This is a genomic window from Sporosarcina sp. Y838 (assembly GCF_056786515.1).
In genome coordinates this window covers 263,021-286,961 of sequence record NZ_JBXCJD010000003.1, presented here as the reverse complement: position 1 = coordinate 286,961, position 23,941 = coordinate 263,021, and the positions used below count along the sequence as shown (strand labels likewise).

Annotated in this window: 21 protein-coding genes and 2 pseudogenes; 20 read left to right on the top strand and 3 right to left on the bottom strand. The window is 38.4% G+C overall.

From position 1 onward, the window contains the following. The first annotated feature begins 187 nt into the window (after positions 1 to 187). Entirely contained in the window at positions 188 to 2,314 is a 2,127-nt protein-coding gene (locus tag AC1TO4_RS06125) for an ATP-dependent Clp protease ATP-binding subunit (protein WP_482104593.1), read from the top strand. 233 nt (positions 2,315 to 2,547) lie between these two features. Here the strand turns inward: AC1TO4_RS06125 and AC1TO4_RS06120 are convergent, their stop codons facing one another. Further along, positions 2,548 to 3,378, bottom strand: a complete 831-nt coding sequence (locus AC1TO4_RS06120; RefSeq protein WP_482104657.1) for a DUF2935 domain-containing protein — start codon at positions 3,376 to 3,378, stop codon at positions 2,548 to 2,550. Between the two features lie 72 nt (positions 3,379 to 3,450). Further along, a pseudogene (locus tag AC1TO4_RS06115) lies at positions 3,451 to 3,672 on the bottom strand (arginase family protein); the annotation flags it as partial. Between the two features lie 226 nt (positions 3,673 to 3,898). On the opposite strand from AC1TO4_RS06115, the gene AC1TO4_RS06110 reads away from it, so the two are divergent. From AC1TO4_RS06110 to AC1TO4_RS06030, 17 genes and pseudogenes are all read left to right on the top strand, one after another. Next, a complete protein-coding gene (locus AC1TO4_RS06110) occupies positions 3,899 to 4,537 on the top strand; it encodes a 2OG-Fe(II) oxygenase (protein ID WP_482102920.1) in 639 nt (212 codons plus the stop codon). A gap of 219 nt (positions 4,538 to 4,756) precedes the next feature. Then, positions 4,757 to 4,909 (top strand): Fur-regulated basic protein FbpA, encoded by a 153-nt coding sequence (gene fbpA / locus AC1TO4_RS06105; RefSeq protein WP_482104592.1) that lies wholly within the window; start codon positions 4,757 to 4,759, stop codon positions 4,907 to 4,909. Positions 4,910 to 5,189: 280 nt separating this feature from the next. Then, positions 5,190 to 6,167 carry a 2-hydroxyacid dehydrogenase gene (locus AC1TO4_RS06100; RefSeq protein ID WP_482104591.1) on the top strand — a complete coding sequence of 326 codons (978 nt, stop codon included), beginning with the start codon at positions 5,190 to 5,192 and terminating at the stop codon, positions 6,165 to 6,167. Positions 6,168 to 6,333: 166 nt separating this feature from the next. Then, positions 6,334 to 6,807, top strand: coding sequence for a DinB family protein (locus tag AC1TO4_RS06095; RefSeq protein ID WP_482104590.1), 474 nt, complete (start codon positions 6,334 to 6,336; stop codon positions 6,805 to 6,807). A gap of 153 nt (positions 6,808 to 6,960) precedes the next feature. Continuing rightward, complete coding sequence (locus tag AC1TO4_RS06090) at positions 6,961 to 8,397, top strand: DHA2 family efflux MFS transporter permease subunit (protein WP_482104589.1); 1,437 nt, start codon at positions 6,961 to 6,963, stop codon at positions 8,395 to 8,397. A 403-nt stretch (positions 8,398 to 8,800) separates the two neighbouring features. Beyond that, positions 8,801 to 10,150, top strand: a complete 1,350-nt coding sequence (locus tag AC1TO4_RS06085) for a cytochrome ubiquinol oxidase subunit I (protein ID WP_482104588.1) — start codon at positions 8,801 to 8,803, stop codon at positions 10,148 to 10,150. Next, positions 10,147 to 11,169: a cytochrome d ubiquinol oxidase subunit II gene (locus AC1TO4_RS06080; RefSeq protein ID WP_482104587.1), complete on the top strand. Its 1,023-nt coding sequence runs from the start codon at positions 10,147 to 10,149 to the stop codon at positions 11,167 to 11,169. Before AC1TO4_RS06085 ends, AC1TO4_RS06080 begins: the two co-directional genes overlap by 4 nt. A gap of 5 nt (positions 11,170 to 11,174) precedes the next feature. Next, positions 11,175 to 11,285 carry a cytochrome bd oxidase small subunit CydS family protein gene (gene cydS, locus AC1TO4_RS06075; protein WP_482104586.1) on the top strand — a complete coding sequence of 37 codons (111 nt, stop codon included), beginning with the start codon at positions 11,175 to 11,177 and terminating at the stop codon, positions 11,283 to 11,285. Positions 11,286 to 11,376: 91 nt separating this feature from the next. Then, positions 11,377 to 13,107 carry a thiol reductant ABC exporter subunit CydD gene (gene cydD / locus AC1TO4_RS06070; protein WP_482104585.1) on the top strand — a complete coding sequence of 577 codons (1,731 nt, stop codon included), beginning with the start codon at positions 11,377 to 11,379 and terminating at the stop codon, positions 13,105 to 13,107. Then, positions 13,104 to 14,831: a thiol reductant ABC exporter subunit CydC gene (gene cydC / locus AC1TO4_RS06065; RefSeq protein WP_482104584.1), complete on the top strand. Its 1,728-nt coding sequence runs from the start codon at positions 13,104 to 13,106 to the stop codon at positions 14,829 to 14,831. Before cydD ends, cydC begins: the two co-directional genes overlap by 4 nt. 133 nt (positions 14,832 to 14,964) lie before the next feature. Further along, positions 14,965 to 15,207, top strand: a complete 243-nt coding sequence (locus tag AC1TO4_RS06060; RefSeq protein ID WP_482104583.1) for a hypothetical protein — start codon at positions 14,965 to 14,967, stop codon at positions 15,205 to 15,207. 310 nt (positions 15,208 to 15,517) lie between these two features. After that, the gene (locus AC1TO4_RS06055) at positions 15,518 to 16,312 is read left to right on the top strand and encodes an ABC transporter ATP-binding protein (protein ID WP_482104582.1); all 795 of its coding nucleotides are present in this window, start codon (positions 15,518 to 15,520) and stop codon (positions 16,310 to 16,312) included. A gap of 54 nt (positions 16,313 to 16,366) precedes the next feature. Then, on the top strand, positions 16,367 to 17,422 hold the full coding sequence (locus AC1TO4_RS06050; protein ID WP_482104581.1) for a FecCD family ABC transporter permease: 1,056 nt from the start codon (positions 16,367 to 16,369) through the stop codon (positions 17,420 to 17,422). Then, entirely contained in the window at positions 17,419 to 18,456 is a 1,038-nt protein-coding gene (locus tag AC1TO4_RS06045) for a FecCD family ABC transporter permease (protein ID WP_482104580.1), read from the top strand. The genes AC1TO4_RS06050 and AC1TO4_RS06045 overlap by 4 nt, the downstream gene beginning before the upstream one ends. A gap of 97 nt (positions 18,457 to 18,553) precedes the next feature. After that, positions 18,554 to 19,537, top strand: a complete 984-nt coding sequence (locus tag AC1TO4_RS06040; RefSeq protein WP_482104579.1) for an iron-hydroxamate ABC transporter substrate-binding protein — start codon at positions 18,554 to 18,556, stop codon at positions 19,535 to 19,537. 97 nt (positions 19,538 to 19,634) lie between these two features. After that, positions 19,635 to 20,609 (top strand): annotated as a pseudogene (locus tag AC1TO4_RS06035) (ABC transporter substrate-binding protein). A 20-nt stretch (positions 20,610 to 20,629) separates the two neighbouring features. Next, positions 20,630 to 21,688, top strand: coding sequence for an NAD(P)/FAD-dependent oxidoreductase (locus AC1TO4_RS06030; RefSeq protein WP_482104578.1), 1,059 nt, complete (start codon positions 20,630 to 20,632; stop codon positions 21,686 to 21,688). A gap of 221 nt (positions 21,689 to 21,909) precedes the next feature. Here the strand turns inward: AC1TO4_RS06030 and AC1TO4_RS06025 are convergent, their stop codons facing one another. Beyond that, positions 21,910 to 22,041, bottom strand: a complete 132-nt coding sequence (locus AC1TO4_RS06025; RefSeq protein ID WP_482104577.1) for a hypothetical protein — start codon at positions 22,039 to 22,041, stop codon at positions 21,910 to 21,912. A gap of 470 nt (positions 22,042 to 22,511) precedes the next feature. On the opposite strand from AC1TO4_RS06025, the gene AC1TO4_RS06020 reads away from it, so the two are divergent. Beyond that, entirely contained in the window at positions 22,512 to 23,306 is a 795-nt protein-coding gene (locus AC1TO4_RS06020; protein ID WP_482104576.1) for an MFS transporter, read from the top strand. Further along, a complete protein-coding gene (locus AC1TO4_RS06015) occupies positions 23,284 to 23,895 on the top strand; it encodes an MFS transporter (RefSeq protein ID WP_482104575.1) in 612 nt (203 codons plus the stop codon). Before AC1TO4_RS06020 ends, AC1TO4_RS06015 begins: the two co-directional genes overlap by 23 nt. Positions 23,896 to 23,941 lie beyond the last annotated feature (46 nt).

Below are 23,941 nucleotides of genomic sequence, written 5' to 3'. Positions count from 1 at the left end.
ACAGTTTTTTTATTTTAAGATCATGTGGCTAAGCTGATTTTACGAGTAGTCTTCATTAAAAATATTCAAGGATATGCAAGCAAGTTTCTTGAAAGTCAAAAAAGGTCAGTGTATAATAAGTCCATAGATCAAATATGGTCAAAGTCAGGAACGATAGATAAATGAAAAATTGAGGGAGGAATAGAATATGAAATGTCAACATTGTGATAAAAACGAAGCGACGATGAGTTTGAGATTTCAAGTAAATCAGCAAGGTATGCACATTAATATGTGTCATCCATGCTTTCAAGAAATTCAAGGTCAATTACAAGCAGGTAAGATGCCGTCATTTAGCAATAATGCGAATCCCTTTTCCCAAGCTAACGGCGGCCAACAGGCAAGAACTCAAACAAAGCAAACACAAGAAGGTCACGGTAACGGTTTGTTAGACCAACTTGGTAAAAATATATCAAATGATGCAAGAAATGGACTGATTGATCCAGTCATCGGACGCGATCAAGAAGTGAAACGCGTCATTGAAACGTTAAATAGAAGAAATAAAAACAACCCAGTGCTAATTGGTGAGCCTGGAGTTGGTAAAACAGCAATCGCCGAAGGGCTCGCAGTAAAAATCCATGAAGGCGATGTACCGGTGAAACTAAAGAATAAAGAAGTGTACTTACTAGATGTTGCTTCACTTGTTACCAATACAGGCATTCGTGGTCAGTTTGAAGAGCGGATGAAACAACTCATTGAAGAACTTCAAGCCCGGACAGATGTTATTTTATTCATCGATGAAATTCACCTGCTCGTTGGTGCGGGTTCAACAGAAGGATCGCAAATGGATGCCGGTAATATTTTGAAGCCAGCCTTAGCACGGGGAGGCTTGCAACTCATCGGGGCAACGACATTGAAAGAATATCGTCAAATCGAAAAAGATGCCGCACTTGAACGTCGGTTCCAACCGATTATCGTCAAGGAACCATCGGCAGAAGATACGATTAAAATCTTAAGTGGAATAAAAGGACGTTACGAAAACTTCCATGAAGTACACTATACAGATGAAGCGATTCAAGCATTTGTCACCTTATCACAACGTTATATTCAAGACCGCTTTTTACCGGACAAAGCGATTGATTTGATGGATGAAGTCGGGTCACGTTTAAACCTTGCACACGTCATCCCTAATTCGGATTCAGATTCACTTGGAGTGCGTCTGGGCGAAATCATTCAAGAAAAAGAACAAGCAGCAGAATTGGAAGACTATGAAAAAGCGGCAAATTTACGTTATGAAGAAATTCAATTACGTAAACAATTGGAAGAAGCGAAACAAAATGGGGAAGCTAAAAAAATAGAAGTTTCTGTTGCAGATATTGAGTTAATTGTCGAAGAGAAAACAGGAATACCTGTGACAAAACTACAAGCGGCAGAACAGGTGAAAATGAAAGGTCTTCAGGAAAATCTCAATAAAAAAGTCATCGGTCAAGAAGAAGCGGTTGATAAAATTGCAAAAGCGATCCGTCGTAGCCGTGCGGGACTTAAATCGAAAAACCGTCCCATTGGCTCCTTCTTATTTGTCGGTCCAACGGGTGTTGGTAAAACAGAAATCACAAAAGTCCTAGCAGAAGAATTATTTGGTTCACGTGACACGTTAATACGTCTCGACATGAGTGAATATATGGAGAAACATGCGGTGTCTAAAATTATTGGCTCCCCTCCAGGTTATGTTGGGCATGAAGACGCTGGTCAATTAACAGAACAAATACGCCGGAATCCGTATTCAATTTTACTCCTAGACGAAATTGAAAAAGCGCATCCAGACGTTCAAAATATGTTCCTTCAGATTATGGAGGATGGCCGCTTAACAGATTCACATGGTCGGACAGTCAGTTTCAAAGATACGGTTATTATTATGACAAGTAACGCTGGAACAGGCGACAAAAAAGTGAGCGTCGGTTTCAATAAAACGGTACACGAATCCGTTACGATGCTAGAAATGTTAGGCGATTATTTCAAACCTGAATTTCTCAATCGTTTCGATGCAATTGTTTCATTTAACGAATTAACAGAGGAAAATCTACTTGAAATCGTGGAATTAATGCTTGTTGATTTACAAGTAACAATCGAAGAAAATAATATTGATATCACGATTTCCCAAGAAGTAAAACAAGCATTGGTCAAACTAGGCTACGATAAACGATTCGGAGCCAGACCACTTCGCAGAGTCATTCAAGATAAAATCGAGGATCCATTGACAGATATTATTTTGGAAGAGCATGTTGAAAAAGTCCGTGTCGATCTCGTAGAGGAAGAGATTGTTGTTAACATAGTGTAACTTTATTTAATGAAAAACTGTCAACCGAACGAATTTGGTTGACAGTTTTTTTGTTTAAGATAAATTACTCAACTATTCGACTAAGGAAGGAATAACTTAGTATGCCATTAATTGCTGGCTATTCATTGGAACGATAACTACCCCCACCTATACAGAAGTCATCGGTGGGGGTAGTTGAATTGAAGTCGATTGTTAGATTGTGTAACAAGCATTATTTAATACATAGTAAGGCGTTAAGCTTGTTGTGTCGTAAGATGCTCATCGAATGCATCAATAATTTGAAGGAAGTGATCCGCTTCACGGTATACATGGTCGGCAAGAAGGGCGGGTATATTGCTCTTTATTTTACAGGCTTCAATTAAATCACGTGCTGTTTTTTTGAAATCGCGTAACGATACGACAGAAACACGATTTTGGTCTAAAAATTGTTCTAAAAGTGGTTGTGTTTCTGACTGAGGGCGCATGTGATCTAAATCCTGTGCTTGGTAAAGAAGTTGGTCGAAATCATGGCTGAACCCTCGTGCTTGATCGACAAGTTTTCTTTCCGAAGGATCTAGCAGGTGTCCGATGAATTTTGAATGATCCGCCATTATTTTCAAGAAAAACACATTTTCTTTAATAATTGCCTCTGGTAAAGGTTTCAGCTTACCTTCGTTTAATTCCTTCAATCGTTTAGCGAAATAGGCAGCTTCTCGGCTCGTATGGTCAACTAGTAAAGGGAAATTGTTGGAGGTAATTTGGCAACTTAATATCAATCCAAGTACTTTTCGTTTATAAGCCCAAATAGAAGCTGCCGCTTGGTAGACTTGAATGTTTAGTTGTCTAATGACATCAGGATCTGTCGTTTCATTGTAATCGCTGATCTGCTCTTCGATGCGTTCAAACAGTACAATGTATTGCTTTGCTTCTTGAATGAGTTGTGTATCACTTGCATTAAATCCAAGACTTAAAAAGAAAGCATGTTCTTTCATAATCCGTGACCAAAATCGAATCTCATTTAATGATTGCGTTACAAATGTCGGAATCGGCCATTCACTCCCCTTATAGTTATCACCATAATCAATGTATTCGAGATCAGTTGAAATGATGCAGTTTGGCTACTTGAAAATTTTTACAACGAGATATAGATGGTTTCATCACAAGAATTGTATGTCTTTTAAAATGAAACTGATGAAATCTAGAATGAGTCTTGCTCCTACTTGCCTGGTAATTCCAGTTGGGTCATATGGAGGAGAGACTTCGACTAAATCAAAACCGATGACATTTCCTCTTTTTGCAATACCTTCTAATAATTCATCAACTTCATCATAGTACAATCCGCCGGGAGAAGGAGTGCCTGTTCCGGGTGCCAACGATGGGTCTAATCCGTCAAAGAGTTATGGACACAGCCTTATATAAAGCTATTTTTACAAATTTGCGATATGCTAAAATTGTGTGATAAAATAAAGTGTTCGGAGTAGAAGGCATTAAAGCATACTCTTGAATATTCTGTACTTTTATTGAGAGAAGACCGTTAACACGAATAATCATTACTAATAAACGCACTCGTTTTGAAAATCAGATTGTTTAAGGGGTCGTTTGAAGATGATAACGGAGAATAAGGAACAATCGATATTTGGTCACGATGGAAGTAAAATAATAACAGACAGAGAGATTGACATCATCACTAGAATAGAAGAGCCATTGATAGTGATTTTAGGCAATGTTTTAAGTAACGAAGAATGCGATGAACTAATCAGATTGTCTAAGGACAAACTGCAACGTTCAAAAATCGGGTCAACACATGACGTAAATGAACTGAGAACCAGTAGTAGTATGTTTTTTCAAGAAAGTGAAAATGAAATTGTAGCTAAGGTTGAAAAAAGAGTCTCTACTATTATGAATATACCTATTGAACACGGAGAAGGTATGCAAATTCTTCAGTATACGCCTGGTCAAGAATATAAAGCGCATCATGATTTTTTTTCATCCACAAGTCAAGCGGCAAAAAACAATAGAATTAGTACGCTCATTATGTACTTAAATGATGTAGAACAAGGTGGAGAAACTACCTTCCCTAAACTGAATCTTTCAGTAACGCCAAAAAAGGGTATGGCGGTTTACTTTGAGTATTTCTATAGTGATGAAGATTTAAACGAGTTAACTTTACATGCTGGAGCACCAGTTATATCTGGTGAAAAGTGGGTCGCAACGCAATGGATGAGGAAACAAAAAATAAGGTGAAAAAGTGAACGGTACGAGTTTCTAACACGATTTTGAATTGTGTTGGAAACTCGTACCTTTTTTATTCCACTTAGAGGATTTTTTATCAAAATTCGCACTTTGCGTACCAATCAACGGAACTCATCCATATTCCTATTTTCACAAAGTAGCTGTATGTTTAAAAAATAGTATTTTGTGGTATAGATTACGTGGATTCAACGTCAAGGAGGTAATATCAGCATGAGAATGATAGAGGAAACACAGATGGACCAGAAAAGAGAAGAAATCATCCAAAGACTAGTGGAAAAAGGTGTTTTCAAATTATATGATAAACAATTATATGAACTTCCGCTTTATGCACTTATGAAAGCATATATATTACGCACTGACTGAAAGCAAGCCGGCTGGATTGATTCCAATAGCCGGTTTTTTTGTATAGCATGATTGACAATTTCATAATAATAGAATGGAGACTAGACAAATTGGCGAATGTCTTGTTTTTGTTTATTCAGGTGTGTGAATTGTTTGTCATTGTGTCTGTTACGGTGGTACCTCATTGTAAAGCCCTCTAAAAATGACATTTTCAAAAAACATAATCATATTTTACGTGCTAGTATTTGTAAAATATGCCACACTGGAGTTAGAAGCTATTGATTAGTAGGAGGAATGCAAAATGAAACCAAAAGTTTATTCAACATATGCTATACCTCAACATGTGAAAGATCTTATGGCTGAGTATTGTGATATTCGACAATGGCAGGGCGATGGGCGAACTCCGAGGGATATCCTGCTAAAGGAAATTGCTGATGTTGAAGGATTATATACTGGAGGTAGCAGTATGGTAGGAAGGATTGATGAAGAGCTGCTGAATCACGCCCCTCATTTAAAAGTCATTAGTAATGTATCTGTTGGTTACAATAATTTTGATGTAGAAGCCATGAATAAACGAAATATAATTGGAACCAATACGCCTCATGTTTTGGATGAGACGGTTGCAGATTTAGCATTTGGCCTTATTTTATCAACAGCTAGACGTATTACTGAATTGGATCGATTCGTCAAAGGCGGAAGCTGGAAGCCGACGACAAATTATCGCGAAATTTATGGTATAGATGTACATAGTACCACTTTAGGTATCATTGGTATGGGACGAATCGGAGAAGCAATTGCGAGAAGAGCAAAATTCGGATTTAATATGGATGTCATTTATAATAATCGGAACAGAAAACCAGACGCTGAAGAGAAGTATGGCGCGGAGTATTGTAATTTGACGTCACTTTTAACACGTGCCGATTATATCGTGTTGGTGACACCCCTTACGCCTGAAACTTACCAAATCATTGGTGAAGAGGAATTTAAATTGATGAAGAAATCAGCAGTTTTTATAAATGTATCTCGCGGTCAGACCGTCGATGAACAAGCGCTTATTCATGCATTGCAAAACGGAGTTATTCATGGAGCCGGATTGGATGTTTTCGAAAAAGAGCCCGTGGATCCACATAACCCATTACTTCAAATGTCGAATGTCGTGACAATCCCTCACATAGGATCTGCTACTGCGAGAACGGAAGAGGCAATGGCGATGCGAGCTGCAGAAAATTTAATAGCTGTTTTAATGGGGAAGGAACCCATAGACCCTGTCGGAAGATAAATTTTACGTACGCTATGAAAGAAATCAATGGAACCATGTTCTAACACTATTCCGAATTGCTTTAGATACTGGTTCCATTTTTAAAAAATAATCCTTTTAGCTGGAGGAGAACGCTAAGACAGCGATATAGCAATACAAAGATCATTAAAAAGGGAGGGGATTTATCTTGGAACAAACCATTTTTAAGCATATGGCAACAGTGCGAGGAATAACCGAGCAAACGATGAAGATAATGCCGGAAGAAATTTCGGATTTGATGCCAAAAGGTTTTAACAACACTATTCGTTGGAACTTTGGGCACATTGCATTTGTACAGGAAAAGCTTGTCTTTGGACTTTTAGGTGAAGAGATGAACATTCCGAAAGATTATGAGAAACTTTTTGGCGCTGGAACGAAACCCGCAGAATGGAAAGAAGCGCCGCCATCATTTACAGAGATTGCCGAAGTTTTAGCGAAACAAAAAACAAGAATTCAGGATTTTCTTCAAGGACGCTTACTTGAAAAGTTGCCAACACCATTTACAAACCGGTTAGGTATTACGTTTTACACAGTTGGTGAGGTGTTTTTGTTTAGCTTTTACCACGAAGCCTTACACATTGAGACGATTAAGCGAATACATCAATCTATCCCCTTCAAATAAATCGCCAATAGACAGCAGAAAATGGTAAACTGTTTAAGCAATCATGAGTTTTGAGTTCATAGCAAAGAAGAATTAGCAATTGAGGCGGTTAATCATTCAAAGCAGAATGGAATAAAACAAGGTTGATTTAGTTTTTAATTGGAGGAATATTTTATGTCAACAAATGCACAGCAACAAAATCAAGTTATTAAGTCAACCCCCATTTTGCTATCATTTTTAATTGCTGGGTTTATTGGATTATTTAGTGAAACAGCTCTCAATATGGCACTCGGGGGTTTAATGAAGGAATTTGATGTACCTCCTCCTACTGTTCAATGGCTAACAACGGGTTATCTATTGACCTTAGCGATATTAATTCCTATATCAGCTCTTTTAATTCAATGGTTTAGTACACGACAACTGTTTATTGCGTCATTGGTATTTTCTATTATTGGAACGATTGTTGCCGGATCGGCCCCAGTTTTCAGTGTCTTGATTGTAGGGCGTGTGATTCAAGCTATCGGGACGGGGATATTAATACCGCTTATGTTTAATACGATATTGCTGATTTTCCCAATCCATAAAAGGGGAACAATCATGGGGCTAATGGGATTGGTGATGATGGTTGCACCTGCGATTGGGCCAGCACTTTCAGGTTTAATCATTGAAAAATTAAGTTGGAATTGGATTTTCTGGGTCACTCTACCGTTTCTAGCGCTTGCACTACTCGCTGGAATTATTTATATGCAAAATGTTTCTACGCTTACGAAACCTGAAATTGATATTCTGTCGATTATTTTATCGACCATTGGTTTTGGGGGCATTGTTTATGGTTTTAGTGCCGCGGGAGATAAAGGGTGGGGAAGTTCCATCGTTGTTGCGACCATTGTAATTGGTATTATAGCGCTAATTCTATTCTCCATAAGACAACTTACTATGAAGACGCCGATGTTAGACCTGCGTGCATTTAAATATCCGATGTTTACTCTGGGTGTCTTGAGTGTCTTTGTTACTTTCATGGTCATTTTGTCTTCAATGATTCTCTTACCTTTATACTTGCAGACGGGCCTTGGGTTAGCTGCGGTTACGGCGGGACTTGTCCTGTTACCGGGGGGAATTATAAATGGAATCATGTCTCCGATAACGGGTCGCCTTTTTGATAAATACGGACCAAGGGGACTCGTTACACCTGGATTTATTATTATGGTAATTATGTTGTGGAGCTTGTCGAACTTAACGACAACAACGTCTATATTACTTGTTGTTTTCTTGCATTCATTTTTATTTATAGGTGTTTCTTTAGTGATGATGCCAGCCCAAACGAATGGACTGAACCAACTTCCAAGAGACCTATATCCAGATGGAACTGCTTTGATGAACACATTGCAACAAGTATCGGGTGCAATTGGTACGGCCGTTGCAATTACAATTATGTCAGCTTCACAAACCAACTATTTGAATAAACTATCAGATCCAGCTAGTTCGTCGGCAGTTAGTGAATCTTTAACCGCGGGCGTTCAAACTGCTTTTATTTTCGGATTGATACTTGCAATTGTGGGGCTGATTATGTCATTCTTTATTAAATCATCACGCGATCTAAAAGATCTATAGAATTGATTATACAAGATGGGTTTTTGGGGAAAGAAGGAAGACGTACTTTAGGTGCTGAAAATTAAACAATCAACCGAATTTCGGACTCTTTGAAAAAAGACTCGAGATTCGGTTTTTTTATATTTAATTACAGTGCGGGGTAACAGTTAGTTGGTTCAGTTAATGATCATTTTACTTCTATATTATCTAACTCAAAATGGCTCTGCCTCCATACACTTATAAACGTCAGGAACGACCGCGTTCACATTATCGTCGTTACTGTCACAAGATATACACCTACTAGCATTCAATTGCAGTTAAAATTAGATTACAACATGAAAATGTATTATCGTTAATCAAGTTTTATAATATATACAAAGCTGAGCTTGTGAAAAGATATTGAGCAAAAGGAGGCGGATTGAAATTGTTATTTGATGATCCAGTATTTGGTAGTCGTGTACTAACACTACTTACCCTTTCATTTCACATTATTTACGCAACGATAGGGGTAGGGGTTCCACTCCTGATTATGATTGCACATTGGGTGGGTATTAAGAAAAAAGACGATCATTATATCTTGATGGCTAAACGTTGGGCACGTGGGTTTGCTGTCACTGTTGCTGTAGGTGTTGTAACCGGAACAGCGATTGGATTACAACTTTCATTACTCTGGCCAAACTTCATGGAACTGGCAGGAAATATTATAGCACTGCCTCTATTTTTAGAAGTATTTGCCTTCTTCTTTGAAGCCATCTTTTTAGGGATTTATGCATACACGGGAGATCGATTTAAAGATAAACGTAAACACTTTATGCTTCTCATTCCCGTTGTTCTTGGTGCGGCCGCTTCAGGGCTATTTATTACCATAGTAAATGCATTTATGAATACTCCACAAGGTTTTGATATTGTGAACGGGCAACTGGTAAATCCAAATCCAATTGCAGCAATGTTTACCCCGTCGATGCCGACGAAAGTGTCCCATGTTCTTGCAACGTCGTATATGACAGCTGCATTTATGCTGGCAGCCATAGCGGCTTACAAATTGATAAAAGGTTCAACACATGTTTATCATAAAAAAGCACTTTATTTGACCATGAAAATAGGACTTGTGTTTTCCATTGCGGCAGCTTTAATCGGTGATTTTTCAGGTAAATATTTAGCAGAGTACCAACCAGAAAAATTAGCTGCAGCCGAATGGCATTTTGACACGGAAGAAGGCGCACCACTCCTAATGTATGGAGTTTTGGATGATGAAGGAAAAGTGAAATATGAGCTCAAGATACCCTATGGACTCAGTATCTTAGCACATGGAAATCCGAATTCAGAAGTAATCGGATTAGACCAATTTCCTAAGGAAGAAACGCCACCACTTATTATCCATTACTTTTTCGATTTAATGGTTACGATTGGGGGATTCATGGTAGTTCTTTCTCTTGTCTATTGGATAGGGATCAAACGGGCATGGTCATTCGTAAAATCTAAATGGTATCGTTGGCTCATTGTTCTTGGAGGTCCTCTTTCCTTCCTTGCAATTGAAGCTGGCTGGTGGATGGCTGAAGTTGGTCGACAACCATGGATTCTACGTGGAATAATGACAATCGAAGAAGCAGCTACGTCTAGTGATTATGTTGGATTAATGGTAATTCTCTTTGGGATATTGTATTTGTTTTTAGGAATTGGAACCATTGTCGTACTTCGTCGGATGTTTATAAATAATCCAGTTGAGCTAGAACTTGAACAACAAGAAGCTGCACAAGGCGGTGAAACAACATGAGTTTAGAAATAATAGGGATTTCAGTACTTTGGACATTTCTATTTGGTTATGTCATCTTGGGATCAATTGATTTTGGGGCAGGATTTTTTAATGCTTTCAGTATAATCACTGGGAAACAACATGTGGTTTCAAAAATTATCCAGCGATACCTATCTCCAGTTTGGGAGGTTACGAATGTATTTTTCGTATTCTTCTTTGTTGGGATTGTTGGATTTTTCCCGAAAACAGCTTTCTATTATGGAACGGTCCTTCTTGTTCCAGCGAGTATTGCGTTAATCTTAATGATTATTCGTGGTTCGTATTATGCATTTGAACTGTACGGATCAAAAGGTCATAAAGGATATGCCTTCATGTATGGAATTGCAGGCGTATTGGTCCCGGCAGCATTATCCATAGTTCTTACCATTTCTGAAGGTGGATTTATCTCCATGATTGATGGTAATCCTGTTTTAGACTACGGAGCATTATTTACGAGTCCTTTAACATGGTCTATTGTCGTTTTATCGATCGTTGCAGTCCTGTATATCTCAGCTGTTTTCCTTACCTGGTATTCAAACAAAGCAGAAGATACAGGAGCAACAAACTTAATGCGCAAATATGCAATGCTCTGGGCTTTCCCTTTAATCATTGCTGCAGTAGGGATCATTTACGAATTAAGTTCTCACAATCCGGACCATTTTGAACGTATTTTAGATTTATGGTGGATGTTTGGATTATCGTTCCTATTATGGATTGGGACAGTATGGCTTACGTGGAAGCGAAAAAACTATGGATTGGCAGTTGGCCTATTAGTAGGACAGTTTGCTCTAGCATTTTATGCATATGGAATTTCCCTTTATCCATACTTGCTGTATCCATATCTAACGATTCACGAAGGTTTTACAAATGATGCAATGGCCATTTCACTAATTGTAGTGTTCATTTTAGGATTGATATTGCTAGTACCTTCAATTTACCTATTATTAAAACTCTTCTTATTTGATAAAGATTATGTCAAAGGAACGAAGAAAAAGGAGTGAGATGAATGCTAAATGACTTTCTAATCTTTGTCGCTCCATTTATCGTGATTTTCGCGGCGGTCGTAGTTGTATTCTGGGCTGCTCCAAAAGATGGATCTGTTACAAAAGAAAAATAAAGTTAAAGGTTTAGGAGTAGTGGATTCTGATTTCCAGTTTGTCTACTTAGAAACTACTCTAAATCAGCTCATTTTTCAGGAGGTATAAGCAATGGTTGGACTCAAAGAATTAGCATTAGAACAGAAAAGAAAGCTGGTTCTCTTGGTCATTTTTGCTGTCACAACAAGTGTTGCAATTGTAGGACAGGGTTATTTATTAGTCTCTGTTGTAGATCGTATCTTTTTAAAAGATGCAACATTCTCTGATGTTATACCGCTATTGATAGGATTGTTCTTCGCGTTTTTCGCAAGAACAATCCTTCAATATTTGAGTGGGAGAACTGGAGTGAAAATGGCTTCACAGGTTAAAGGGAATCTTCGAAAAAACCTTTTAAATAAATTCTCTAATAGTACAGCGCAATCATCACTTCAAGGACAGTCCGGTAAAAAAGTAAGTGTAATGATGGATACTGTGGATGAAATTGATAGTTACTTTAGCGATTATATTCCTCAAGTAATACAAGCTACTATCATTCCACTAATCATTCTAGTGGTCATCTTCACACAACATATTGCCACTGGACTGATTATTATGATCACCGCACCCTTTATTCCGATTTTTATGATGATTATCGGTTTCAAAACAAAGGACAAATCCGAAGAGCAATTGGATAAAATGGCTGCTTTTTCGGGAGGGTTTCTCGATACGTTACAGGGATTGACAACCCTTAAATTACTTGGTCGTTCGAAAGAACAAAAAGAAACGATTCGAAAAAGCAGTATTGATTTTCGTGATGCTACGATGGAAGTACTTAAAATTGCATTTCAAAATTCGTTAGTATTGGAATTCATTTCGATGCTGAGTATGGGAATCATTGCCCTAGAACTTGCCCTTCGTTTAATCGTTTTTCAGGATTTAGCATTTTTAACCGCATTTTTTATGTTGGTATTGGCTCCAGAGTTTTACACAAAACTGAAAGACTTAGGCAGTGCTTTTCATATGGGTAGGGGAAGTATGGGGGCGGCTAAAAAGCTAGCTGATGAACTAACTGAAACAGAGAAACCTGTTTTATGGGGAGCGGAAAGCTTGGAAAGAGTAGTACCACTGATAATTGAATTGCGTGGTGCAGGATTTACTTATGGAGAAGATGCATTTACATTAAAAAACATTCAGCTAGAAATTGTTCCAAATGAACAAGTAGCCATTGTCGGTAAAACAGGTGCGGGGAAATCAACCCTATTAAATGTGATTGCTGGACTTGTTTCAGTTTCAGAGGGAGAAATGCTTATCAACGGGAAACCAAGGTCAAACTTCAAAGAGAAAGATTGGTTTGATCGATTAAGTTATATTTCACAAAACCCTTATTTGTTTTCGGGAACAATTGCGGAAAATATTGCTCTAGGCGGAAGTTTGGATGCGACTCGAGTAGAAATCGTACAAGCTGCTGAAAAGGCTGGAATTTCCGAGTTGGTGGCTTCACTTGAACACGGCTATGATACACCTATTGGTGAAGGAGGAAGAGACCTTTCAGGTGGAGAAAAACAACGAATTGCCATTGCTAGAGCATTCCTGAAAAGTCCATCTGTCATTCTGTTTGATGAGCCGACAACTGGCCTCGACCTTCGGACTGAGAAGATTTTGCAAGCTTCTATTAAGGAACTTTCTAAAGCTTCAGCTGTCATTACAGTGGCTCACAGACTCCATACGATTAAAAATGCCGACAAGATTATTTTCTTGGAAAACGGAGAACTCTTGGCCACTGGCACACATGAGGAACTGCTTGAATCGGTGGAAACGTATCGTAATATGGTGTCTGTTCAACAGGGAGGGATGACAAATTGAATAACTTAGGATTTGTTATCAAGATATTATTCGTAGAAAAAAAGGATATTTTCTATTCTATTATCTGTGGGTTTATATCTGGGATAACAGCTGTTAGTTTATTTGCATCCAGTGGGTATTTGATCTCCAAGGCGGCTTTAACACCGTCAATTTATACGTTAATGATTATTGTTGTGTCGGTTAAAATTTTAGGAATAATATCAGCAATAAGTCGCTACGGAGAACGTTATTTTTCTCATCGAGGGACGTTTACGATGTTAAGTAATATGCGTGTTTCCTTTTACGAGCGGTTAGAACCATTAGCTCCAACGATATTCCGCAAATATCGAAGCGGAGATCTTCTTGCTAGAGTCGTGGGTGATGTGGAGGCATTACAAAATTTCTTTTTGCGCGTGTTTTACCCACCGGTTGTTTTACTTTTAGTATTTTTATGTACAATCTTTTTTACAGGGCTGTTTTCAATAGAAGTAGCTTTGGTCATATTCATCGGTCTTCTGGTAACTACCTTTGTCGTTCCATCAATTTTTGCATTAACGCAACGAAAAGTGGATCGACTGGTGAGACAAAGACGCGGAGAATTGTCTACCAAAGTGACAGAATTTCTTTATGGATTTCGTGATTTAAAAATACACCAGCAACTAAAAGAAAAAGAAGGCGAACTGCATCAATCTGTACATGCCTACTTAGATGAACAAGAACGTGAAAGTATTCATAACTTATTCAGCCAGGCTGCTAACAAATTTCTATCGCTTCTCATATCATTGGTTGTTCTAGGTGTTGGCGCATATTTAGTGGCAGATGGTCAACTAAATGGGATTTACCTTGCGATGTTTGTCATGGTTTCATTGACAGTATTTGAGAATACAACTTCTATGGCAGCTTTCCCAAGTTATTTAGAAGAGAGTCGGCAAGCTGCGTCAAGACTTACCGCAGTTGTTGGTAAAAACTTTGTTCAAGAGAAACCACAAGAAGTTTTTGAAAATCGTTCTATTCAAGGGGTTCCTTCGATTGAAGTGAAGGATGTAACATTTGCTTTTCCAGATGAAACACGTAATACGTTAACAAATGTAACTACAACATTTCCAGCTGGTTCGAAAACAGCCATAGTCGGTCCAAGTGGTTCTGGAAAATCAACGTTATTGCAGTTGCTTTTAAAATTTTATAATGTAGACCAAGGTCAGATTCGTTATAACACTGAATCGATTGATCATTTATCACAAGAGTCTATTTGGGAAAATACAAATGTAGTCTTACAAGAAAATCATTTTTTCTATGGAACCATACGAGATAACTTACTGCTTGCCGGTGATGGATTAAGTGACACTGAAATGGAAGACATGTTGGAACAGGTGAAGCTTGGACACTTTTCTTTAGATGATAAAGTCTTAGAAAAAGGAGAGAATCTTTCGGGTGGAGAAAAACAGCGTCTCGCTATTTCTAGGGCTCTGCTCATAAAATCACCTTTATGGCTATTAGATGAGCCAACCTCATCCATTGATGCATTAACCGAGGCACATATCATGGGCTATTTATTTGAAAAAGCAAAAGAGGATACTGTTATTGTCGTTAGCCATCGCTTAACAGGATTAGAGAAGATGGATCAAATCATTGTGATGGACCATGGAACCATAGTCGAGGCTGGAACATTCGAAGAATTGATGGATAAAAAAGGTTACTTCTATGAAATGAAACAAATTGAACAGAGCGTGTTTCTAGTCAACTAAACTTGGCATATTCCAGGTATCATTTTTTAGAAACATACTTATTATGACTTGATTTTTAGCGTAGTTCCTTTAGAATTTACTAAAATGGACGTCACGTATATAGTTAAATAATCAAGACAGTGGAGGTTTTAGTATGTTCAACAATTTTTCCGACAAAGTAAAAGGTGCTGTTAACAAAGCCAAAGATAAAGTCGATACAGCAATGGATAGTGACAAGGTTGACAAGTATAAAGGGCAAGCGCAGGATAAACTTGGTGAAGTGAAAGACAAGATCGGTGCTGCAATGGATAGTGACAAAGTTGACAAGTATAAAGGGCAGGCACGAGATAAGATTGGCGAGTTGAAAGATAAGCTAACTAATAAAAAATCATTATGAGTGCCAGTGAATGTTGAAATAGTATTTTCATTTCGCAACATGGCAAACTTATATATTTAATAAGGATATCTATGCCAATACGGCATTGATATCCTTATTTTTATTAGTGAAAATACAAAACGTCTGTCGAGTGACTAAAAATAACGAGTAAGTAACTTCAACAAACTGTTGACAGTCTTCTAAAAAGAACCTAGTATATAAATGAGATTGATAATCGTTATCAGTTAAAAGTAGATACTAAGAAATATAATAGAAGGAACGAAACCTTAATCAATCGATACGATTATTAGTAGGAGAGGAAGTACAGTACATGTCAGCGATTACAGTAAATCAAGTTGCGATTGGTTACTCAAACACACTAATAATAGATGATTTAAGTGTCTCTATTCCTGAAAAAAAGATAACTACGATTATTGGGCCCAATGGTTGTGGGAAATCTACATTATTAAAAGCTATATCGCGCGTGCTGAAAACAAAAAGCGGTGGCGTCTATCTTGACGGACGTGCAATCCATCAGTTAGAAACGAGAGAAGTTGCTAAGAAGATGGCGATTTTGCCGCAATCGGCGAATGCACCAGGTGGGCTTACTGTATTTGAATTGGTTTCCTACGGCCGTTTCCCACATCAAAATGGATTCGGTTCATTAAAAAAAGAAGATTATGAGTATATTTATTGGGCAATTGAAGTAACCGGGTTAAATGAGTTTAAGGATCGACCTGTTGAAGCATTATCAGGTGGACAAAGGCAACGCGTGTGGATTGCGATGGCGCTTGCGCAGGACACTGAAATTTTAATTCTCGACGAGCCAACTACATATTTAGATTTAGCACATCAACTGGATATTCTACTTCTCTTACAGCGACTTAATAAGGAGGAAGGTCGGACGATTGTCATGGTGCTTCACGATTTGAACCATGCATCCCGTTTTTCTGATTATCTGATTGCCATGAAAGATGGCACATTGATGAAGGAGGGGACACCAGAAGAAGTGATGACTTGCTCTAATTTACAGCTAGTATTTAACATAGACGCTAGGATTACAACTTGTCCATTTAGTGAAAATCCAATTTGTCTATCGTATCAATTGTGTCAGAAGGAACGGTAACCTTTTTTCTCAATAAGGTATACCGTTTGGAAGTTTGTTGTGGGGAGGAAATGTATGTCTACTTCAGCGGAGGCTTCTGCCGAGATAGAAAAACTAATAGAAATCAAGAAACACTCACATCCCGTTGTGGCGGTAGTTGTTTTGTGCGGAGGTATTGTTGCATTACTAATTGCGATTGGCCTTTCCATTTCATTTGGAGCTGCGGACATTAAATTAGCGACTGTTTGGACGGCTGTGTTTCAATTTAACCCTGATTTAACACAGCATCAAATTATCCGAGAAATACGTCTGCCGCGCGTTCTTGGTGCAGCAATCGTTGGATCATGTTTTGCTGTAGCTGGTGCACTAATGCAGGGGATGACTCGAAATCCACTAGCGGATTCCGGTCTTTTGGGTCTGAATGCCGGTGCTGCATTTATGCTCGCACTCTGTTTTGCTTTTGCACCCGGCCTGCCATATCTGTACTTAATCATGTTTTCCTTTTTAGGTGCTGGTGTAGGCGTTGGAATCGTGTACGGAGTCGGTTCGATGTCACGAGGCGGGTTGACTCCGATGCGACTTGTCCTTGCTGGAGCGGCAGTAAGTGCATTGTTTGGAGCACTTAGCGAAGGCGTTGCACTTTATTTTCGTATTGGTCAAGATTTAGCCTTTTGGTATGCTGGCGGTGTATCGGGTACGAAATGGGTTCATCTTCAAATCATGTCCCCATGGATTATCATTGCGATGATCGGTGCACTGATTCTTTCACGTTCAATCACACTCTTAAGTCTTGGAGAAGAAGTGGCGATTGGGCTAGGTCAACGAACAAAGACCATTAAACTTGCTGGGATGATTATCGTGCTAATCCTAGCTGGAATTGCTGTTTCTGTAGTGGGAGCCGTTGGTTTTGTTGGTTTATTCGTTCCTCATCTTACTCGTTTTCTAGTGGGTCATGATTATCGTTGGATTATTCCTTGTTCCATTGTGCTTGGTGGTCTTTTAGTTGTTTTAGCTGATCTCGGAGCACGAATGATAAATCCTCCATATGAAACCCCAATTGGCGCATTGATTGCTTTAATTGGAGTACCATTCTTCCTGTATCTTGCTCGAAAAGGAGGAAAAGAACTATGAACGAAAAGATTAATAAGGCGAATAATCAACAAAGGGCCAATACTAAAAATCTGATAATCATCGGTGTTCTTGGGCTGCTCATTGTTGTTGCGTTCATGATTAGCATGAATACGGGATTTATAAGATTGACACCGCTTGAAGTGATTCGCACGCTATTTGGATTCGGAACGGATAAACAACACCTAATTCTATTTGAGTTTCGATTACCCCGTATAGTTATTGCGGTATTGGTAGGGATGGGGCTGGCGGTATCGGGCTGTGTGTTACAAGGGATATCGCGCAATGCTTTGGCCGATCCAGGCATATTAGGAATCAACGCAGGTGCAGGCCTAGCTGTCATGTTATTTATATCTTTTTATCCATCAACTACTGCAACACCTGTCTTTATACTACCTGTCTTAGCGTTTTTAGGTGCAGGCATAACAGCAGTGATCATTTATTCGTTAGCCTATAAACGACATGAGGGAATTTCACCTATGCGGTTACTGCTCACGGGTGTGGCAGTTGCAGCGGGTATTAGTTCGGTCATGATTGTTTTAACACTACGCTTAGATCCAGAGAATTATCAATTTGTTGCTACTTGGTTGGCGGGCAGTATTTGGGTGTCAAATTGGAAGTTTGTATTGGCTCTGTTGCCATGGAACCTCGTTTTAATTCCATATGTATTTATGAAAGCACGTGTATTGAACGTGCTGAATTTAGGGGACTTAACAGCTACTGGCTTAGGTGCATCGATTGAGAAGGAGCGGCGTATATTACTTGCTGCAGCAGTCGGCTTAGCGGGAGCTAGCGTGTCAGTTAGTGGTGGTATCGGTTTTGTAGGGCTGATTGGTCCTCACTTGGCCCGTCAACTAGTTGGATCTAGACATCAATATTTAATCCCAGCTGCAGCATTAACTGGGGGGTTGTTGGTCCTTGTTGCGGATACGCTTGGTCGCTTTATACTGCAGCCATCAGAAATTCCAGCTGGGATTGTCGTCGCTGTGATTGGGGCGCCGTACTTCCTTTACCTCCTATCGCGCTTGAAAGATTGATATAACCGAGCCATCATCTGTAAAGAAATTATGAAGTTCTTGTTCCCTTTAAGATTATTATTTTTTGACAAAAAACGAATAGTAGGAGTATGAATCGATGTTAACTAATAAAAAAAGAACTGTAATCATGTCTAGTTTTTTAGTACTATCACTGTCTTTGGCAGGTTGTGGCGATACTAGTGAAAATGGTGTAAAAACCAAAGATAACGAAACAGAACAGGTAACTGAAGAACTTTCATCGGAACGTATACTAACAGATGCAATGGGGCATGAAGTGACGATTCCTGCAAAACCTGAGCGTATTATTGCTTCTTATTTAGAAGATAATTTAGTAGCACTCGGAATAACGCCTCTTGCGCAGTGGACAGTGAATGACGGCGCATCGATTCAAAATTATTTACAAGATTATTTAAAAGACGTACCGACAATTCCGCATGACCTTCCATTTGAAGTCGTGACCAGCTTTTCACCGGATTTACTCGTTATGAGTTCTGCGGAAGCTGTGGAAGGGGGGAAATACGAGCAGTATTCAAAAATTGCGCCTACATATGTGCTTGAAGTAGAGAATAACAGTGATTGGCGCGATAAACTATTAAAAGTAGGCGAGATTTTCGAGAAAACGGATGAGGCAAAACAGGTATTAGAAGAATATGAAAAAAAAGCTACGGATTCAAAAGAAATCATACAGGACTCAATTGGTAAGGAATCAGCTGCTGCCATTTGGCTCGTTAATAATACATTCTTTATAGTTAGTGATAATGTATCTAGTGGAGCTGTTTTATACGGTGATCTTGGACTTTCAACTCCAAATGTAGTCAAAGAAATTTCAAGCAGCGCTACAGGAAATTGGTCGGAGATTTCCTTGGAACGATTAGCTGAATTAGATGCAGATCATATCTTCTTGATCAATAGTGATAAAGGAAATGGCGCAGAAATGTTACAGGATCCAGTATGGAAAAACATACCCGCGGTGAAAAATGACCATATTTATGAATATGACGCTGAGACTAGCTGGTTATACTCAGGACCAATCGCTAACACTCAAATTATTGATGGCGTTGTGGAATCGCTTACTAAATAAAATTCGTTTAGAGGAGAATATAATCATCTAGTTGAATAAATTTTTTTATTTTATCATTGAGAATGAAAATCGTTATCAATAAAGGGGGATGTGAGAAATGCTTCAACAATTAAATGAGATCATGAGAATCACATTATCACTGTGCCTCATTTTGATACTGGGTGCATGCTCCGCTGGAAGTGCCGAACAAGATAAATCGACAGAGAAGGAAATAAAAGAAACAGATGTAGAGCAACAAATCGTGGAGAATCGGACGTTTGACACAGTTAAAGGACCGATTAAAATCCCAGAAAAACCATTGCGAATTGTGACTGACTTTTATGGTGGAGAGTTGCTTTCTGTCGGAGGGAATGTAGTAGGTGTCGAGCCAACTGCCTTCGACAATCCATTCATCAAGGATTTACTAAAGGATGCTGTCGAGATTGGTCAGCCGGTAAATGTTGAAAAAGTGTTGGAGCTGGAACCGGATTTAATTGTTGTTATGTATGATGAAAATTACGAACAACTTTCAGAAATTGCACCAACGCTCCATATTCCATATGGAACGGCAACTAATATTCAAGAAACGATCAAATTATTTGGTGATATTACGGGTAATCATGAGGAAGCAGAGAACTTCATCACCAAATTTGATCAGAAAGCAATAGAGGGAAGAGAAAAACTTTCAACGATCATAGATGCGGATGCAACATTTGGTATTTATGAATTAACGGATAAAGGTGAACTATGGATCTTTGGAGATAATGCAGGACGCGGGGGATAAGCCCTATATAATGCGTTAGAACTTAACGTGCCACATAAAAATGAAGAACAAATACTTCAGCTGTCAATGGAAGTATTACCTGAGTACGCTGCAGACTATATGTTTTTGACGACTTACGATCCTGAGAAAAAAGGAGAGGCTTTAAATAACTTGAAGGAGTCGTCGATTTGGCAAGGATTGGACGCAATGAAGAATAATCAAGTGTTTTACAATGATTTTGATACGTATTACAGGTATGATCCGATTGCAATTTATGAGCAAATTGACTTGTTTGTAGACATGATCGTTGAACGAAGTAATAATAATTAACTATAAAAGGGGCTTTGATGATGAATTCAGAACAGCTGTATGATGTAACGATTATTGGCGGTGGCCCAGCAGGACTTTTTTCCGCTTTTTATAGTGGTTTAAGGGAAATGAAAACAAAAATCATCGAATTCCAACCTTATTTAGGCGGGAAAGTGCATGTCTATCCGGAAAAAATGATTTGGGATATAGGGGGACTTACACCTGTTTCAGGAGAACAACTGATTAAACAAGTAGTTCAGCAAGGATTAACTTTTGAGCCCGATCTTGTATTAGGTGGAAAAGTGACGTCGATTAACAAAAATGATGTAGGCAACTTTGTTATTCAGACATCAACGAACCAAAAGCATTTATCTAAAACAGTCATTTTAGCTGTTGGTGGAGGAATCTTGAAACCAACAAAATTGGAAATTGAAGGTGCTGAACGTTTTGAGGTTTCAAATTTGCACTATACGGTAAAATCTCTTGCACGTTTTAAGGGGAAAACCGTATTGATATCAGGTGGCGGCAATGCGGCTGTTGACTGGGCGAATGAATTGGAACCGATTGCGAAAAAAGTCTATTTAACCTACCGGAAAGACATGTTGAAAGGGCATGAGGCAGAAGTATCGCGGCTATTTAATAGTTCTGTCGAGTGCTTATTGAATACATCGATCCAAAAACTCATTGCAGCGAGTGACCATGAAACCATTGAGAAAGTAGAGTTAGTTAGCGGAGAATATGGCAATAAGATTCAGCTGTCTGTTGACGAAGTAATTATTAATCATGGCTATGATCGGGATAAAGAGTTGACCTCAAATAGTGGATTAAATATTGAAATGGCAGATGAATACAGTGTTTCAGGTAATCCTATGAGTGAAACATCAGTCTCAGGACTGTATGCAGCGGGAGATATATTGAATCACGAAGGGAAGCTCCATTTAATCGCAGGGGCGTTTCAAGACGCAGCAAATGCAGTGAATAAGGCGAAGCAATATATTATGCCAGATGCTTATGGACAAGGAATGGTCTCTTCACATAATGACATTTTTAAAGCTAAAAACCGTGAATTAGTGAAGCATTTTTATACAGTGAAAATCTAACTTATCGTGCATCCACTAGTTGACGTTATTTTATCGTTCCCTATATAGCAATACAACAGATCAGCCATCTGCGTGAATGGCTGATCTTTTTAAGTTTATCCTTTTTGTCTTGCCTTATTAGTACTCACTAGTTCCTTATCGGCCAATACCGGGCCTACTTCCAGAAGTGAAAAATCTTCTAAGACCTGTATAATAGCATTTTTTCTGATTCTACAAACAAATTAGAAGCCGTCATCGGTAAAGGTATCTAAGCGTTTATAGTCTACATATTCACGGTCAAAGACATACATGGCTTCCTTTTCATCGATAAGAACTTCAAGCTGATTTCGGTCATTTCCCTTGGCAATTGTCATGATTTCCTTTTCGGGATATTGTGAACCATCTTCGTTAAATACGAGGCGTAGATGTATCTTATACCCGATTTGGTTTTCCGGAACTCTTCCCACTTAAATGAGAATAAAGCATCAGCAGTACGAAAGATTGCATCGTAACTTTTTTGTATAATGATCCTGTCTGTATAAATCGACAATTTTTCTCAGTTTATCAAAATTAGTGGGTCCAACCCATTTACCAAATGTAGTTTTTAGTGTTTTCTTGTCCATGCGTGAGTCCTTTTTAGTGGATTTGTACAGGAACTACCTGTATATACCATTATAAAGGACTTTTTTCTTATGGGTTCATTGCATCTTTGAATATTTGGGGAACTTTTTATTTTCGGTTTCAATTAATGCAACATTAGTGAAGCAATATACTAACCAAAGAAGTTTAAGTAAAGAGCTTTTTTTATAGGCACGATAATTGCATTAGATATAGGAGCAGGGAAATGGACAGAGGGGGAGAGAAATTCAAAATGGATCCTATAAAACTGCAGAATACTTTTATTGAACCAGACGTATTAATGAGGCATGAAACACTATTATATTTTGCGGTATTTTTAAACACGCTAATTACAGTTATGAACACTTCAATGTTCAATGTCGCTATTCCTGTTATTATTGACTTTTTTAAGGTGAATGCACAATCCGCTTCGATGGTTGTAAGTAGTTATTCTATTATTTTTGCATTGAGTGCAATATTGTATAGTAAACTTTCCGAATCAATTCCAATTAAATGGCTATTATCTATCGGTATATTATTTCTTTGCACAGGTTCTATTATTGGAATGACAGCATTCTCCTATACGGGACTTATACTAGCGCGTATCGTTCAAGCATTTGGTGCTTCTTCTATTTCTGCACTTAGCATTATTGTGACTACGAGATATATCCCTTTCAATCAAAGAGGAAAAAGACTTGGACTGGTTGCAGCCGCTGTTACACTAGGCTTTGGAATAGGCCCTCTTATGGGTGGTATATTGACCCAGTTTTTTGGGTGGAGATATTTGTTTAGTATTTCGTTATTGTCGCTAATTGGATTACCCTTTTACTTTCTATTGCTTCCGCTTGAAAAGAGAAGAAAAGAAGTGTTTGACTACATCGGCATGTTTATTTTCTTCGTAGGAATTGTTCTTTTTATAGGGACAATTATTTATTCATGGTTATGGAGTCCTTTATTAATCGCGGTGCTATTTATGTTTTGGGGGCATATTAAACGACATGTCCTTTTTATCGATTACTAGCATAGGCTTTCTCATCTTTTTCTGTAACTTTTCTATTTTGTTTTTATTGCCATTAACACTTGTCAGTTTTTTTAACATGGAGAGTTCTGCTCTAATAGGTCTTACTTTATTTCCTGGCGCACTTACAGCCGTTGTGATATCCATACTAGCGGGTAGAGCAGTCGATTGGATAGGTGCTGAATGGGTAGCTCTTACGGGAACGATTCTTATGGTCCTTGCAGGGGGGATGGCAAGTTTATTCGGAAATGCTTCTATTTTATTTATCATTATTATTTTTGGTATCTCAAGTAGCGGCTTTGTTTGTATTACGACAAGCTTGCCAACTATCTTAACGAAAATATTACCCATAGAACAGTTGTCTAGCGGAATTGGTACACTTCAATTGATTCAGTATATGGGTGGTGGTATTGGCGTTACACTTTCAGGAAAGTTATTGTCCTATTTTGATGATGGGCTATCAGGATACTACCAGTATGTATTCGTTTATGGCTTTTTGTCGTTCCTAGCACTGGTTGCCGCTATTATTTTTGGTTACCGTTTTAAGTTATTTATAAAACAACTAAGGGCGGAAGAATCGATTCACGGATAAAGCATAGTGGTAGTTGTCATTTTGCATTATTGTGAAAATAACAGTA